The organism is Stenotrophomonas sp. 220_Sma (assembly GCF_056487375.1).
On sequence record NZ_CM151348.1, the window covers coordinates 86,120 to 102,443 of the forward strand.

The window sequence follows — 16,324 nt, forward strand, 5'->3', positions numbered from 1 at the left end:
GCTGGACGCAACCAACAGGGTGGATGGCTGTGGCACGACGTGGAACGCAGGGAGCCGTCCTGGCCAGCATGCTGCTGGCCGGTATCGCGCAGGCGCAGCAGGCCACGCCGGTAGCGGTGCCCGACCCAGCGCCCGAACCTCCTGCAGATGCGCTGGCGGCAACCACCGCGCCGATCTCCACCACCCTGCCGCAGGACAACGTCACCACCCTTGGCGAAGTGCGTGCGCTCAAGCCCGAAGACGAGCCGCTGGATCTGTACCGTTTCAAGAACCCGGTGAAGTTCGGCGACAACCGCTTCAGTCGCGACTGGAGCGAACCGCCGTCGCCGGAGCAGGTCAGCATGGGCGGTGGTTACATCATGATGGGCGTGGTCAAGGGTGTGATGGCGGCGGCCAAGGGGATCAACAAACTCACCGGCGGACCGGCGCAGATCCAGGCCGCCGTGGCGCGGCCACCGCCGGAGCTCAGTGCCGAACAGCAGCAGCGTGCGCTGCGGTTCTCCCAGGAGCAGGATGCCGGCGATGCACCGCCGGTGAAGTAGGCCGGTATATCCTGCCGGCTCCCCACCGGTAGTGCTGCCATGTTCCTGCGTTCGATCTGCCTGCTGGCCGCATCGCTGCCGGCGTCCGCCTTCGCCGATGGCATCGCCGGTGATGGCGCCTGCCGCAATGGCGCGTTTCCCTCTGAACAGAGCCGGTTCGCTCTGGCGCGGGTGGTCGATGCGCCCCGTCTGTACCTGCTTGGCGACATGGACGGCTGCCCGGCGAAGGGCGAACCGGCCTGCCGACAGCGCAGCTATGTGGTCAATGGCGATACCGTGGTGACCGGGCGTGATCTTGGCCGCTACCGCTGCGCGTTCTTCCCGAACAAGGTGGGTGGCAGTGCTGGCTGGGTGGACCGCAGCAAGCTGCAGGCGTTGCCGGTGGTCGTGCCGTTGCTACAGGATTGGGCGGGCCACTGGAAGGACGGCGACAACGGCCTGCGCATCACCGTGCAGGGCGGGCAGCTGCATGTGGAGGGTGACGCCTACTGGCCCTCCGCCAACCCCACGCCGGAGCAGCGTCCCTACGGGCCGAACATGGGCCAGGTGGAAGCGCGCGCGGCGCCGCGTGGTGCCGATGTCGAGTTTGTAGAGGACACCTGCAAGGTGCGCGTGCATTCGCTGGGGGAGGTGCTGATCGTGGTCGACAACAGCGAATGCGGTGGCATGAACGTGCGCTTCAACGGCGTGTACCGGCGCGCCGGTTCGCGTTGACCCCGCGGAAAGGCGCCAACCAAGGTTGGCATCTACCAGGGCAATCGGAGGGATCCGACCCCGGGATCAATCCCCGGCTTCAGCGTCGCCGTTCCAGCCACCACAGCAGCGATGCGCACAACACGAACGCCAGCCACCATGGCCAGCGTGGGCCTGCCACGGGTTGCATCACTGACGCGTCTGCCGGCGTGCTGGCAGCCAGTGCACGCGTGGTCGCATCGATCATCGCCTGCCGATGCAGCGTCGGTGCATCCTTCGGATCGAACACATAGCGCCAGACAACGATGTCGCCGTGCTGCAGGCGCTGCCAGCCCGGTTCGCGGGGCCACCAGCCAGCGCAGCGCAGCGCCGACGTCGCGCCATCGACGATCAGGGGTACATCGTCGCCGCGCTTGTTGAAGACCTGCAGCGGCGCCTGCACACCGCACAGCGCCTGCCGTTCGCCTGCCCAGCTGATCGGTTGCGGTGACCACAGCGCATCAGCGCTGCCCTGTGCGCGTGCCAGCGTGGCCACCACGCCGCTCCACAGTTCGCCGTGGCGGTCGTCGCGCCCGGCCAGTACCCAGCGCCAGCTGTCGGTCAGCGGCAGCAGGCCGATGCGGCCCTTGCCGGCAGCGCGCCAGCCACCGACAGCCTTGCCCGTGCCATCCTGCAGCAGGGCGGTGCTGCCCGGTGCCTGCAGCGCGAGTGCTTCCAGCGCAGGCAGGGGAGCATTGTGCGAGCTGCGGTCAGCCTCTTCGCCGTAGCCGGTCGGCAGCGTACCCGCGGCGAGCGGGCCACGCCGTGCGGCGAGGACCGCGCTGTCGCCGTCGCCGGGAAGTTCGAGGGCGTGGCTGCTGCCATCGCCTTGCACCGGCAGGCCCAGATCGCGGAGGCGCTGGCGCGCGCTGGCCGAAGGTGCGCCCGCACTGCGTACCAGCATGCCCAGTCCCTCGCGCAACGCCTGCCGCACGGCGGCCAGCTGGCCGGCACTCAATGCGGCCAGGCTGCGCTCGTCCAGCAGCAGCAGATCGCTGTGCGTGAGCGATGCTGCATCGATCGACACCGCGCCATCACCGACGCTGAGTCCGGCCCCAGTATCCGCCTGCACCTGCACGCGGATGCCGGCATCGGCCGCCCAACGCCGCAGGTACTTCAGCTCTGGACCCGGCGCACTGGCGCGCACCAGCAGGCGCAGCGGTGCGGCCGGCAGGGTCTGCTGCGGTACCGGTACGCTGTCCACCACATGGCCGTCGGCATCGAGCAGGCGCAGCTGGAACACGCTGCGGCCTTCGGCGCGGGCGATGCCGCTGAGCTTCACGCGCCCGTCCTCGGCAACGTCCGTGCGATCAACCACGCTGTCGGCGGGGTCGAGCAGCTCTGCTTTCGCCTTGGCCGCGCCACGCGCCTGTGCCTGGACGTCAAAACGAGCACCGGGAGCGACATCGGCCGGTGGTTGCAGTGCGATCCAGCCGCGCGGCTCCGGTGCGGCCTGCCAACGTACATCCGGTGGCAGCAGCGCGTCACGGTCACGTGCGGCCAGGCCCGCACCGACCAGTGTCAGTGTGGACGCCGGATGCTGGCGCAGCGCGGTGGCCATGTCGGGAACGCGCTGTGCGCCGGGAACATCGGCAGCTTCGGGCAAAAGCAACAGCGGGCCTTCGCTGGCCGGGAGCGCGCCGGCCTTGCCGGCATCGGTTCCCAGCACGACCAGCCCGCCTGCGGGTTGCTGGCGGGTGGGCGGCACCAGGCAGAAATACAGCAGCGCGGCGACGATGATCTGCAGTGCGATCACGATCCACCGGCGGCCAGGGTGCGCGGTGTTTCCACGCAGCTGGCGCACGCTGGCGATGACCACGATCAGGGCGAGTGCCAGCGCAATCCACAGGTTCACAGCGGAGGCGTTCATGGCTGCGCCTCCAGCGCGTCGAGGTAGCGCTGGCCCATCGCATCGGCGGCACTGCGCCGCATCGCCTGCGGCAACGGACGCTGCAGCGCCCGCCACAACTGTGCGCGCAGGCGCTGGCGACAGTCGCTGCAGTCGGGCTCGATGCGCAGCTGCTCGATGGCCGCAGCCAGATCGAGTGCATCGGGCAGGTAGGCCGCGTTGCGCTGCTGCCAGATCGCGAGCGCGTCCAGATCCGGCGCGCCGGTGTCGTCGCCGAGACGCTGCCAGGCTTCGACGATGGCCGGATCGGGCGGGGTGCGGGCGGCCAGCGGCAGTTCACGACTGGCCAGCCCGGCACGGTCACCGCCGAGGCGGCGGCCTTCATCGATCGGTGGCAGCTCCGGTCCGACACGGGCCAGATAGATGCGCTCGGCCTGCTGCACCTGCTTGATGAAGCCCAATGCCTTGTAGGCGAAGGGTAATGCCTGCTCCGGTCGGCCCTGGCGCAGCTCGCCTTCGGCCGACCACATCTGGTCCAGCGCGGCCTTCAGCGTGGCGCGTGTCTGCGGATCGAGCAGGGTGGCCGCCTCGGCATGGTCATGGGTGTGGCCGTATTCGGAGAGCACATCGGTGGCGCTGCCGAACACCGGTGGCGTATCGGCATTGGACGCCTTGCCGCCGTGATCGTGGCCATGCTCATCGTGCGCTCCGGCCTCGGCGCCATGGCCGTGATCGTGATCGTCGTCGTGATCGTGGTCGTCTGCGGCGGGCGTATCGCTGGTGGGCAGGTCGCTGGTCGGCGGTGGCTTCGGCGCACCTTCGCTTTCCTCACCCAGGAACTGGCCGTAGCGCAGGCGCAGGATGCGCTGGTCGACGCCGATCGCATCGCTGCGCTTCACGAAGTCCTCGGCGGCGAGAGTGCGGCGCTGCCGGATCAGCGCTTCGGCATCAATGATGATCTGCCGCTGGCTGCGGAAGTAGGCCGGCAGGGTCTTCTTGATGCGGCCTTCCAGCTCTGCACCGAGTGCGACTTCGGCGCTGGGCAGGCGCAGGATCACGCTGCTGCTGCGTCCGGTCTGCGGCGTGGGCGCATGGTTGTCGCGCACTTCCAGCTGGGCGATGACATCGTTGCCGGGCTGTGCGCCCAGCGCAGCAAGATCAAGGGTATGGGCGAAACGCCGCGCGGTGGCTTCGCCGCTGCCGGCAAGCGTGACGCTGCGCTTCACGAAGGTGATGTTCTCACCGCTGCCCTGGGTGGTGGTGATCGACAGCGTTGCCTGCGCCGCGACACCGTAATCGTCGCTGCCCTCGAAGCGCAGCGCCCACTGGCGTTGCCCCGGCGTGCCCAGCACCAGGCTGGCGGCCGGCTCCAGCACGCGCACGCTGGGCGCGCGGTCGGCCACTACATCCAGCCGGTACAGGCGGGTTTCGGCCAGCGCCGGTTCGCTCACCACGCGGTACAGCACCGGCGTGCGTGCCACATCCTGCGCCTGCCACTGTCCATCGTGCTCGCTTAGTGGCAACCGGCGACCATCGTGGAACTGCAGCCATGCCTTGGCCGGTGCGCGGTCGAAGCGCAACGACCACGATAGCTGGCTGTCGGCGGCGACCTTTGCATCCAGCGTGCTCTGCGTCAGCGTGGCTTGCCCGGTGTAAGCCGGTGCGTCGATGCGCAGGCGACTGGACTGCAGTTGCAGCGGGCCTGCGGACGCCGTGCTGCCGGTCGTGGCGGAATGAACGGCTGCCGGGTCTGGGTTCGAACGCGGCCAGCCGAACGCGAGCAGGGCAACGGCCAAGCCACCGATCCAGCACAGCATCACCGCCAGGTGCGGCCAACGCGGACGCAGCTCCGGCATCGCGCGTTCCAGCGTGGCCAGCACATGCACACGCTGGCGCTGCTGCAGCGGATTGAGGGTGAGCGTATCGGCGAACAGCAGATCGGCGCTGTCTTCGCTCGTACCGCTGCCATCGAGTTGGCGCTGCAGCCACTGGCGGTCCAGCTGGCGGGCACGTGCAGTGGCGAAGGCCGCGCAGGCGAGCAGACTGACCGTGGCGACCACGCAGGCGATATCGAAACCGGACAGCCGCAGTGCGAGCGCCGTCGCAGCCAGCGCCCACGGCAGGCCCAGCAGCAGGGTGATGGCGGCGCGGCGACGACGCGCACGTTGCCAGGCATGCTGCAGCGTCTTCATGCGATCGCCCTGCGCCGCGCGCTGCTGGCCATCCAGCGTTCCAGTGCGAACAGCAGCACGATTGCCAGCAGAAGCCACGCCGTGGGCTCACGCACCGGCGACGCTGCGGCGGGCAGTGCAATCTGGCGCGGCGCCTGGTCCTGTGCATCGCCCACGCGTGGCGACGGCGGCGGCTGCAGGGCCAGCAGCAGGGAACGCGGCAGCTGTGGATCGCGCAGCGCGGTGTTGCTGGCGGCATCCCAATCACCCGGTAGTGACAGCAGGCGGCCAAGGCCGACACGTTGCTGCCACAACAGCGGCACGCCTTCGGCGCTGCGCAGCAGGACCTGGGCTTCCGTGGCGGGCTTGGTGGCGATCAGCACACTGCCGCCGTCGCGCAGCCACGCCTGCCAGTTCGCCGGCAGTGCGTCGTTGCGGCTCCATACGCCGATCTCGCCGCGTTCGGGCAGGGCATCCGCCCCCAGAGGAGCGAGCGGCGCCTGCACGCCCCACGCGCGCTGCAGTGCATTCAACCAGTGCTGGGCAGCGGCCGAAGCATCGCTGTGCACGCGCAGGCGCGGCGACGTTGCGGCACGCGGTTGCGCAGTGACCGGCATCGGCTGCGTGTGCCATTGCACCTCACGCGACAGCTGCAGGCGGGCGCCATCCAGGCCGGGCAGGGGATCGGGAACGTGCACGGTCAATGCGGTGCCAACGGGCAGCTGCGCGTCCAGTTCGCGCAGCAGGCTGGGCAGGGATCCGCTGGTTGCAGATGGCGCCTGATCAATGGCGGGGAAGCCGGGCGCCAGCCAGTGCCAGTTGCCCGCTTCGGCGGTGCCGCGCAGAGCGGTCGCGTCCAGCCCTGGAGCAACGACCGTCCACGCAGTGGGGGCTGGTGCAGGCCCGGTCAACGCAGGCCGTGCCTGCAACAAGGCCAGCGCGGCCAGCAACAGCAGGCGCACCAGCAGCAATGGCCAGTCATCGAAGCGGATGCGCTGGCGTGGCCGGATCTGTGCGCGCAGCCAGCGCAGCGCGGCGAAATCCAGCGGTGTGTACGGATGGCGGCGGGCGAGGTGGATCAGCAGCGGCAGCAGCCATGCAGCGAGCGCGGCCAGACCCAATGGGAACAGCAGGGTCATGCACCGCCCCCACGGCCGAACAGCGCCTGCAGTGGTTGGTCCAGGGGCTGGTCGAGCCAGCCGGTGGCCCTGGCGATGCCGCTGGCCTGCAGGCGCGACTGCAATGCGTTTCGTGCGTCAGCGAAGTGCTGCAGGTAGTCGTTGCGGATCGCCGCGCCATCGCCCAGCAGTTCCTCGCCGGTCTCCGGGTCGCGGAAGCGGTGGCCGGCGTCGAATGGGAAGTCGCGCTCGTCGGCAGTCAGGATCTGCAGCAGGGCCACTTCGCGGCGCGCGCTGGCCAGTTGTTCCAGCAGTACGATGCCGGCCTCGTCGAAGCCATCACCGATCGCCAGCAGCAGGTCGCCCGGGCGTACGCGCTCCCACAGGGGACGCAGGCGATCGGCCGCAGGCCAGCCACCGCGTGCCTGCAGGGCATGCAGTTGCAGATGCACGCGATCACGCTGGCGTGCGCCGCTCGCTGCGGGCACCAGCTGCAGTCCATCGCCATTGATCGCCAGCAGGCCGAAACGGTCGCCCTGCTGCAGGGCCAGCTCCACCACGCACGCGGCCACGCCGCGCATATGATCCAGGCGCGTGCGCTGCGGTACCGCGCGATCGGCCTGGCCGGCCGAGGCGGTGGCATCGAGCAGCAGCCAGACCGTGATCGGGCTTTCGCGTTCGGATTCGCGCACGAAGAAGCGGTCCGAGCGTGCATACAGCTTCCAGTCGATCTGGCGCAGTTCGTCACCCGGCTCGTAGGCCCGGTACTGGGCGAACTCCAGGCCGGCACCACGGCTGCGGCTGGCGTGCTGGCCAATGCCGCTCGCACCGCTGGCCAGGCGCGGCCGCAACCGCAGCAGGCGCAGGCGCGCGCGCAGTTCCGGTGGCAAGGTCAGCGGGGCACCTGCGTTCACGCGTGGCTCAACCCGGGAACGGCACGGCCTGCAGCAGGGCGGCGACCACGTCGTCGGCACGCTTCTGCTCGGCCTCGGCGGCGAACGACAGCAGCAGGCGATGGCGCATCACCGGTGCGGCCAGTGCCTGCACATCCTCGCGGGTGGCGGCGAAGCGGCCCTGCAGGAGTGCGCGTGCCTTCGCCGCCAGCACCAGCGACTGCCCGGCGCGCGGGCCCGCACCCCACTTCACCCACTGGTTGATCGCCGCGGGTGCGCCTTCGCCTGGGCGGCTGGCGCGCACCAGGCGGGTGATCCAGGCCAGCACATCAGGGCTGACATGCACCTGGCGTACTGCGGCCTGCAGCGCGATCACCGCTTCGGCATCCATCACCTTCGGCACCGCGTCGGTGGCACCGCCGGTGGTCTGTTCCAGGATCTGCCGTTCCTCGTCTTCGCTGGGGTAATCCACCAGCACGTGCAGCAGGAAGCGGTCGAGCTGTGCTTCCGGCAGCGGGTAGGTACCGGCCTGCTCGATCGGGTTCTGCGTGGCCAGCACGAAGAACGGCGCGGGCAATGCGTAGGTGGTGCCGGCGTAGCTGACCGTGCGCTCCTGCATCGCTTCCAGCAGCGCGGCCTGGGTCTTGGGCGGGGTGCGGTTGAGTTCGTCGGCGAGCAGCAGGTTGGTGAAGATCGGGCCCTGCTGGAAGCGGAAATGGCGATGGCCGGTGCCGTGGTCTTCCTCCAGCAGCTCGGTGCCGAGGATGTCGCTGGGCATCAGGTCCGGGGTGAACTGCACGCGCCGGAACTGCAGCTCCAGCGCCTGCCCGAGCGAGCGCACCAGCAGGGTCTTGCCGAGCCCCGGCGCGCCTTCCAGCAGGCAGTGGCCGCCGGCCAGCAGGCCGATCAGCAGCTGCTCGACCACGGTGTGCTGGCCCACCACCGCGCGTGCGAGCGCAGCGCGCAGATCGTGCAGGCGCGGCAGCAGGGAGTCGAGGTCAGCGGTGGTCATGGGCGTGCAGGTCCTATCAATTGTTCAACGCGTACATCACGATGTTGACGCCGAAGCGGGTGTTGTCTTCGGCCAGGAAGCGCTTGTTGCGCCAGTCGTAGTCCCACTCGCAGCCGTAGTCCTTGTTGCTGTAGAGCAGGCCCAGGCGGCCATCGACCTCGATGCCCTTCAGATAGTCGTGCACCAGGTCGTCGCCCCAGCCGTTGAGTTCGAAGCTGGTGGCGGGCGGGCCATCGGGGAAGCGGAAGAAGCTGCGGTACAGCGGGTGGCTGTTGGGCAGCTTCTGCAGTGCCTTGGGACCAAACAGGCGACCCATCTGCGCCTCGAACGAGGTGGCGAACAGGCCGTCGATATCGTGGTTACAGTCGTCGACGAAGACGAAGCCGCCATTGCGCACATAGCGCACGAAGTTCTGCCGCTCGGCGGCGTTGAACTCCACCAGCGTGTGCCCGGCCAGGTAGCAGAACGGCGCTTCCAGCATGCGCGGATCGGCCAGCGCCACCACGTGTTCCTGCGGGTCCACGCGCAGCGAGGTGTAGTCGATCAGCGAGGTGATCAGGTTGGACGGCATGCGCGCATCCACATCCCAGTCGCCGGAGTCGTACTGCAGGCGGGTGAACCAGAAGTCGTAGCGCGAACTGCGCGGGCCTGACTGCGCCAAGGCCGGCAGCGCCGCCGCCGAAGCGGCAGCGGCCAACCAGCGCAGGCAGGCCCGGCGATCCATCAGACGGCGTCGGACAGCGAGGTGAAGGTGAAATCGCGCAGCTTCATCGGCGGGATCATCATCACGTAGCTGGATTCATCACCGGCCACGCGCACCGGCTTGCCCAGCTCTTCGATGTTGTTGAGCATGATCACCGGCGACTCGTTGAAGCGGAAGTTCTTCACCGGGTGCTTGATCTGGCCGTTCTCGATGTAGAAGGTGCCGTCGCGGGTGAGGCCGGTCAGCAGCACGGTCTGCGGGTCGACCATGCGGATGTACCAGGTACGGGTGACCAGGACGCCCTTCTGGGTGCCGCGCACCAGCTCGGCGGTGCTCTTGTCGCCACCGCTCATCAGCAGGTTGCCCGGCGTTGCCTTGGCGGTCTTGCCCTGCTTCTGCGCCCAGAAGCGCGAGTAGTCCAGGTTGGCGATCTTGCCGTTCTCGATGATGGCCATGCGCTCGCGTGGCATGCCTTCGCCGTCCCACGGCAGCACCGGTGCGTCCGGATGCCACGGATCGGCAATCATGGTCACGCGCGGGTCGTAGACCTGCTCGCCCAGCTTGTTGCCGCCGCCCTTCTTCGACAGGAAGCTGCGGCCTTCATCGGCCGAGCGTGCGCTGAAGAAGTTCATCATGAAGCTGATCAGGCCCGCGGCCGCGGCCGGTTCCAGGATCACCGTGTACTTGCCCGGCTCCAGCGCCTTGGCTTCGGCCGATTCGGTGGCCTTGCGCATGGCGATGCGGATGTCCTGGTCAGCCTTGAAGTCGGCGGCATCCTTCAGGTTGCGGCCGACCCAGCCCGAACCGCGGCCATCTTCGGTGCGCACGGTGCAGGTGTAATCGAAGTTGGTGGTGCGCTGGTAGGCGAAGTTGCCGTTGCTGTTGGCGGTGGCCTGGAAGCCCTGGCCGTCCTCGAGGAAGCCGGCGGCGATCAGGCCGTGGCCACGGCACGGGGCGATCGAATCGGCGGCGACCTTGGCTCGGAAGGCCGGATCGATCGCGGAGGTGGATTCGCTGAAGGTCGGGCTGGCGCGGTAGCTCTGCTTGCCGATGGCCGGCATGAACTCCGGGTTCTCCGGCGCCAGGCGCGCCAGGTCTTCGGCGCGGCGTACCACGCGTTCCAGCGCGGCATCGTCGAACTCGTTGATCGAGGCAGTGCCGACGCGCTTGCCGAAGGCGACGGTGACCGCCAGTTCGGTGTTGTCGACGATGCCGCTGGTGGAGACATTGTTCAGCGCGAAACGGATGTTGCCGCTGATCGCGCCGGCCAGCACGGCGGTGCATTCGTCGGCCTTGGACAGGGCGATGACCTTGTCGAGGATGGCCTTGGCCTGGGCTTCGGTGAAGATACTCATGGTGTAAGGGCTCCTGACCGATCAGCCGAGGCTGCGTGCGGTGTTGATGACGTTGATGCCGTTGAAACGCGCGGTCGACGAACCGTGCGAGACCGCCGAGACCTGGCCCGGCTGGCCCTTGCCGTCGAAGAACGAACCGCCCAGGCGGTAGTCGCGCTCGTCGGCCACGGCGGTGCAGGCGTTCCAGAACTCCGGTGTGCGGATCTGGTAGGCCACGTCTTCCAGCATGCGGGTGATCTGGCCGTTCTTGATCTCGTAGAACAGCTGGCCGCCGAACTGCGCGTTGTAGCGCTGCTGGTCGATCGAGAACGAACCATCACCGATGATGTAGATGCCGTTCTCCACGTCCTTGATCAGGTCCGGCACGCTCAGCGGCTTCTTGCCCGGTGCCATCGACACGTTGGCCATGCGCTGGAACTGCACGCTGGACCACGAGTCGGCGTAGCAGCAGCCGTCGGACTCGGTCTTGCCGAGGATGTGGGCCTGGTCGCGGATGGTCTGGTAATCCACCAGCTTGCCGTTGCTGATCAGGTCCCAGCGCTTGCACTTCACGCCTTCATCGTCGTACGCCACCGCACCGAGGCTGCCCGGCTGGGTCTTGTCGGCGAAGATGTTGACCAGCTCGCTGCCGTACTGGAAATGCTGTTCGCGCTTGTCCAGGGTGGCGAAGCTGGTGCCGGCGTAGTTGGCTTCGTAGCCGAGCACGCGGTCCAGCTCCAGCGGGTGGCCGATCGACTCATGGATGGTCAGCCAGGTGTGCGACGGGTCGAGCACCAGATCGTACTTGCCCGGCTTCACCGACGGGGCCTTCAGCTTTTCCTGCGCCTGCTTGGCGGCGGCGATGGCATCTTCCTTCATGTTGTAGGAAGAGCTGTAGTTGACCACGCCATTCGGGCTGACCACCTTGCCGGCAGCCGCACCGTCCAGATACTCGTAGCCCAGGCCCATCGGCGAGGACAGGCCTTCGCGGGTACGGAACTTGCCGCTGGACTTGTCGATGGCGGTGATCGTCATCGGTGCCCAGATGCGGTGCACGTCCTGGTCGATATAGGAACCATCGGTGGAGGCGAAGTACTTCTGCTCGTTGACCAGGAACAGCATCGAGTTGACGAAGCTGGCACCGGCGCCCATCGCCGCAGCGTTGACGTCCAGCAGCAGGCCGACCTTGTCCTTGATCGGCACTTCCATCGCATTCTTGCGGATAGGCGTGCGCCAGCTCACCTCACCCACGCCCGGCGCCTTGGCCAGCTGTACCGGTGCGGTCTGCACGCCGGCATTGGCCTTGGCGATTGCTGCGGCCTGCTGCGCGGCCTTGGCTACATCGGCCGTACCCAGCGCATTGGTGGCGGCGAAGCCCCAGGCACCGTTGACGATCACGCGGATGCCCACGCCGGTGGACTCGGTGTTCACCACGTTCTGCACCTTGTCCTCGCGGGTGATCACGAACTGCCGCAGGTAGCGGCCGATGCGCACGTCGCAGTAGGTGGCACCGGCCTGGCGGGCAGCGGCCAGTGCTGCATCGGCCAGGCGCTTCTTCAGCCCCAGGTCCAGCGTGCTCTGCAGTTGTTCAGCGGCGATCGCCTTGCCGAAGAAGGAGGGCACGATCAGCCCGCCCGCGGTAAGCCCGGTCAGGGCCAGGAAGTCACGTCTTTGCAAGGCTGCTCTCCATGTCGAAGGATGGGTGGCTCAAGCGCCGAGACTGCGCGCGGTGTTGATGATGTTGATGCCGTTGAAGCGGGTGGTGGACGAACCGTGCGAGACCGCCGAGACCTGGCCGGGCTGGCCCTTGCCGTCGAAGAACGAACCACCCAGGCGGAAGTCACGCTCGTCGCAGATGGCAGTGCACGCGTTCCAGAACTCCGGCGTGCGGATCTGGTAGGCCGCATCCTCGACCATGCCGGCGATCTTTCCGTCCTTGATCTGGTAGTACAGTTGGCCGCCGAACTGCGCGTTGTAGCGCTGCTGGTCGATCGAGTACGACCCGCGGCCGTGGATGTAGATGCCGTTCTCCACGTCCTTGATCATGTCCTCGACGCTGAGCGGTTTTTTGCCCGGCGCCAGCGAGACATTGGCCATGCGCTGGAACTGCACACTGGACCAGGAATCGGCGTAACTGCAGCCATGCGAGGCATCGCGGCCGAGGATGTGGGCCTCATCGCGGGTGGCCTGGTAATCGACCAGGATGCCGTCGCGCACCAGGTCCCAGCGCTGGGTCTTCACGCCTTCGTCGTCGTAGCCGACCGCACCGAGGCTGCCCGGTTGGATCTTGTCGGCGAAGAAGGTGACGATGTCGCTGCCCCAGCGGAAACCGGCATCGCGCTTGTCCAGCGTGGCGAAGCTGGTGCCGGCGTAGTTGGCTTCGTAGCCGAGCACGCGGTCCAGCTCCAGCGGGTGGCCAACGTTCTCGTGGATGGTCAGGAACAGGTTGGACGGGTCCAGCACCAGGTCGTACTTGCCCGGCTTCACCGACGGCGCCTTCAGCTTCTCGCGCGCGTGGCGGGCGGCGGCGATGGCGTCCTCGACCGGGTCGTAGGAATCGCGGTAGGCGGTGATGCCACCGGGCAGCTGCACCTTGCCGCGCGCATCGCCATCAAGGAACTCGTAGCCCATGCCCATCGGCGAGGACAGGCCGGCACGAGTGCGGAACCTGCCGCTGGCCTTGTCGATGGCGGTGGCAGTGAACGGCAGCCAGATGCGATGGATGTCCTGGTCGATGAACGAGCCGTCGCTGGAGGCGAAGTACTTCTGTTCATTGACCAGGAACAGGGTGGAATTGATGTAGTCGGCGCCCGCATTCAGCGCGGCGGCGTTGAGCGCCAGCAACAGCTCGACCTTGTCCTGGATCGGCACCGCCATCGCGTTCCTGCGCACCGGGGTCTGCCAGCGCACCTCGCCCACCGACGGCGTCGGTGCCAGCTGCACCGGCCGGGTCTGGATGCCGGCGTTGGCGCGGGCGATCGCTGCGGCCTGCTCGACCGCCGCGCGCACGGCAGCCTCGGTCTGCTGGTGGGTAGCGGCAAAGCCCCAGGCGCCGTTGACGATCACCCGCACGCCGATACCGGACGATTCGCGGTTGGTCACATTGCCGACCTGGTGCTCGCGGGTGATGACCGACTGGTTGAGATAGCGGCCGATGCGCACGTCGCAGTAGCTGGCCTTGGCGGTGCGTGCGGCGGCGAGCGCAACGTCCGCCAGGCGTCTGCGCTGGGCGGTATCGACCGGGGCGAGCAGCTGCTCGGCGGCGATGGCACGGGAATGCGGCAGCAGCAGGCCCGCCAGGCCCAGACCGGAAAAAGCCAGGAACTCACGTCGTTGCACAGCGTTTCTCTCTCTCGCTTGCGTGCGGTTGGCAACGGGCCGGACCGATCACGTCAACTCCTCGACTTTCGCCAGCGCGGCGCGTCCGGGCAAGTGACTGCAGTCATGGTTGGGTGGATTTCGGCAGGGCTACGCCCTGCACCTGCAGAGGCTACAAGCCAAGGCAACGTCAAGGTCAACGTCGAAAGCTGGCCATCCGTGGGTTGGCGGGGTGGGTCCGGTTGCGGGGGACGCCGTAAATCCGTCCATGGAGGCTCGGTCGCGCCATCCATGGCGCTCACGCCCCCGCAACCGGATCCACCCCGCCTTCGACGGTTTCCTGCGAGCTGTTGGAACCTGCTGCTGTTGGTGGGTGCCGACCGTTGGTCGGCACGCGGTCGGATCACGTCTTAAAAATTGATATCTGACAGATGTGTCGACCAACGGTCGACACCTACCAACAGCACACGAAATCTGTCAGAGGCGGGGCGGTGTGGGTGGGCAGGACCGTTGGCGCCATGGATGGCGCCATCGAGCCCCCATGGATGGGTTTACGGCGTGTCCTGACCACCCACACCGCCCCGCCATCCCACGGAATGCCCGCTTCTGACGTTGACGTTGTCCTGGCCTGAAGCAGGTGCAGGGCTGCAAGCCCTGCCGAGCAACACCCCCTCGTGCACAATGGGGCCGACCCCGCCTGGACACCGTCCCTGATGTCGAGCAAGCCGTATTCAGAAGCCTGCGAGCGCAACCGCGAACCCATCGCCACCGCACTCGACCCGTGGATGGGCGACCGCCATCGGCTGCTGGAGATCGGCAGTGGCACCGGCCAGCACGCGGCCTTCTTCGCCGAACGCTGGCCGTGGCTGCGCTGGCAGCCTAGCGATCATCCGGACCATCTGCCCGGCATCGAGGCCTGGCGTGCGGAGGCCGCGCTGCTCAATCTGCTGCCGCCGGTGGCGCTGCAGGTGGAACTGCCCCCGGCGCCGGGCCTGTCGTTGCCCGAGGGCAGCACGTTCGATGCCGCATTCAGTGCCAACACGTTGCACATCATGGGCTGGGAGCATGTGCAGGCGCTGTTCGCCGCGCTGCCGTCGGTGCTGCGGCATGGTGCGCTGCTGGCGGTGTACGGCCCGTTCAACTACGGCGGCCGCTACACCAGCGACAGCAACGCGCAGTTCGATGCCTGGCTGAAGGCGCGTGATCCACGCAGCGGCATCCGCGATGTGGAAGCGGTGCAGGCGCTGGCGGCGGACAACGGCTTCACCCGCCTGGGTGATGTGGCGATGCCGGCCAACAACCGGTTGCTGCTGTGGCGGCTGGGGTGATCAGGCGTCCGGCGACATGCTGGAAAGGCGTGCCGCCGCAGCGCGCAGCCCGTTGAAAATGGGTTCGGACACGTTTACGGGGAAATCACTTGGGAGCTGACGCGTGACCTGCTCGATGGCGGGTTCGACGGCTGCGATCAGCGCTTCGATCCACGGCTCCGCACCATCAGCGACACCACAGGCGCGTGCGGTTTCGTTCCAATGGCGTCGTCGCACAAGGTGCAGCTTCCGGTGGCGATTCTTGCCCTGGACGGACATGGCGAGCTGTGCATTCCGCGGGTCGAGCTGGTTTGGCCCCCTACCCAGGATGGGATGCACCGACAATACGTCGTAGACGGGTGTCAGGCGGAAGCGTCCACCGGCTTCGAGGTAAACACTGAAGTTCTTGGCATGTCCATCGGTTGCAGCCAACATCCAGAAAAGAATCTGCGTCTTGAAGAAGGTCGCCCGATCCTCGAAATGCTCGGATTGTCGAAGCAGATCCATGATGGTCACGATGCCTGGGCCGCCATCGGATTCATACTTCCTGGCAGCGGGCAGACCGAAGACCTGGCACATGTCTTCCTGCGGCAGTCGCAGCCACCACCGGCGATCCGCAGAAAGGCGGCGGTCGAATCGCTCCACAATAAGCGCGCGTTCGTCCTTGAAGCGTCCCATCTGCGTATTCGCAACGGGGATTCCAAAGGCGGAAAGCAGTTGCATGCACAGCCATTCGTTCTCGACGGATTGGTGCATGTCCGCCCGCATGTTGCCCACAATGCCAAGCGGCAGCTTGAAGATATGGGTGGATGGGGTACTGCCGGTAGGAATGCACCACTGGCCAGCATGCAGCAGAAGTCCCGTCTTCTCCTGCGCACCGGCGATGGATATGCGGAACGCATCATCACTGGTGGGTGCGCCAGGTAGATTCCCTGCCGTCACCTGACGCAGGATCGCAGCGACGCCTGATTCGTCCAACGCTTCGCACGTAATCTGCTGGATGTCCCCCGGTGTATGCGAAAGCGGCAGCAGTTGCACTGCGCCGACGCAATCCCGGCCAATGGCTTCGAGAAGATCGAACGTGTCGCTGCTGCGCGTGGAGAACCTGTCGCGGATCCGGTTGCGGATGACGGCGTTGTCGGGAAGAAGGTTGTCGAAGTAGTTGTTGACGACATCGCCCCGATGGCTCTCACCCTCCGGGAGCAGGGGCAGTGAGAGTGACAACGGCCGGGACTGGGCGGAGCTGATCCACGAGTCGACGTACGAAAGCCGGGAAGATCCGCTCCGGACATCATCCCAGAGCGCGACCTCGACACCATTCATCCAGACCCGCAGCGTACCCATG

Annotated in this window: 13 protein-coding genes; 3 read left to right on the forward strand and 10 right to left on the reverse strand. The window is 67.4% G+C overall.

The genetic code is table 11. From position 1 onward, the window contains the following. Positions 1–23: 23 nt before the first annotated feature. Together ACZLIB_RS00375 and ACZLIB_RS00380 are read left to right on the forward strand one after the other, a co-directional pair. Positions 24–542, forward strand: coding sequence for a hypothetical protein (locus ACZLIB_RS00375; protein ID WP_478468880.1), 519 nt, complete (start codon positions 24–26; stop codon positions 540–542). 39 nt (positions 543–581) lie between these two features. Beyond that, positions 582–1,256, forward strand: a complete 675-nt coding sequence (locus ACZLIB_RS00380) for a hypothetical protein (protein WP_478468881.1) — start codon at positions 582–584, stop codon at positions 1,254–1,256. A 79-nt stretch (positions 1,257–1,335) separates the two neighbouring features. On the opposite strand, the gene ACZLIB_RS00385 is transcribed toward ACZLIB_RS00380, so the two are convergent. The 9 genes from ACZLIB_RS00385 to ACZLIB_RS00425 are packed head-to-tail and all read right to left on the reverse strand — an operon-like array spanning position 1,336 to position 13,693. Next, positions 1,336–3,144 (reverse strand): hypothetical protein, encoded by a 1,809-nt coding sequence (locus tag ACZLIB_RS00385; protein ID WP_478468883.1) that lies wholly within the window; start codon positions 3,142–3,144, stop codon positions 1,336–1,338. After that, positions 3,141–5,315 carry a hypothetical protein gene (locus ACZLIB_RS00390; protein WP_478468885.1) on the reverse strand — a complete coding sequence of 725 codons (2,175 nt, stop codon included), beginning with the start codon at positions 5,313–5,315 and terminating at the stop codon, positions 3,141–3,143. Before ACZLIB_RS00390 ends, ACZLIB_RS00385 begins: the two co-directional genes overlap by 4 nt. Then, positions 5,312–6,433, reverse strand: a complete 1,122-nt coding sequence (locus ACZLIB_RS00395; RefSeq protein ID WP_478468886.1) for a BatA domain-containing protein — start codon at positions 6,431–6,433, stop codon at positions 5,312–5,314. Before ACZLIB_RS00395 ends, ACZLIB_RS00390 begins: the two co-directional genes overlap by 4 nt. Then, on the reverse strand, positions 6,430–7,326 hold the full coding sequence (locus ACZLIB_RS00400) for a DUF58 domain-containing protein (RefSeq protein WP_478468887.1): 897 nt from the start codon (positions 7,324–7,326) through the stop codon (positions 6,430–6,432). Before ACZLIB_RS00400 ends, ACZLIB_RS00395 begins: the two co-directional genes overlap by 4 nt. Before the next feature lie 7 nt (positions 7,327–7,333). After that, the gene (locus ACZLIB_RS00405) at positions 7,334–8,317 is read right to left on the reverse strand and encodes an AAA family ATPase (protein WP_478468889.1); all 984 of its coding nucleotides are present in this window, start codon (positions 8,315–8,317) and stop codon (positions 7,334–7,336) included. Positions 8,318–8,333: 16 nt separating this feature from the next. Then, entirely contained in the window at positions 8,334–9,041 is a 708-nt protein-coding gene (locus ACZLIB_RS00410; protein ID WP_032128709.1) for a DUF4159 domain-containing protein, read from the reverse strand. Beyond that, the gene (locus ACZLIB_RS00415) at positions 9,041–10,375 is read right to left on the reverse strand and encodes a TldD/PmbA family protein (protein WP_478468890.1); all 1,335 of its coding nucleotides are present in this window, start codon (positions 10,373–10,375) and stop codon (positions 9,041–9,043) included. Before ACZLIB_RS00415 ends, ACZLIB_RS00410 begins: the two co-directional genes overlap by 1 nt. A gap of 21 nt (positions 10,376–10,396) precedes the next feature. Next, positions 10,397–12,031: a TldD/PmbA family protein gene (locus tag ACZLIB_RS00420; RefSeq protein WP_032128710.1), complete on the reverse strand. Its 1,635-nt coding sequence runs from the start codon at positions 12,029–12,031 to the stop codon at positions 10,397–10,399. Between the two features lie 30 nt (positions 12,032–12,061). Then, a complete protein-coding gene (locus tag ACZLIB_RS00425) occupies positions 12,062–13,693 on the reverse strand; it encodes a TldD/PmbA family protein (RefSeq protein ID WP_478468891.1) in 1,632 nt (543 codons plus the stop codon). Between the two features lie 692 nt (positions 13,694–14,385). Here ACZLIB_RS00425 and ACZLIB_RS00430 point away from each other — a divergent pair. Continuing rightward, a complete protein-coding gene (locus ACZLIB_RS00430; RefSeq protein WP_049462868.1) occupies positions 14,386–15,000 on the forward strand; it encodes a DUF938 domain-containing protein in 615 nt (204 codons plus the stop codon). Here the strand turns inward: ACZLIB_RS00430 and ACZLIB_RS00435 are convergent, their stop codons facing one another. Beyond that, positions 15,001–16,323, reverse strand: coding sequence for a type II toxin-antitoxin system HipA family toxin (locus tag ACZLIB_RS00435; RefSeq protein WP_071228824.1), 1,323 nt, complete (start codon positions 16,321–16,323; stop codon positions 15,001–15,003). Position 16,324: the final 1 nt, after the last annotated feature.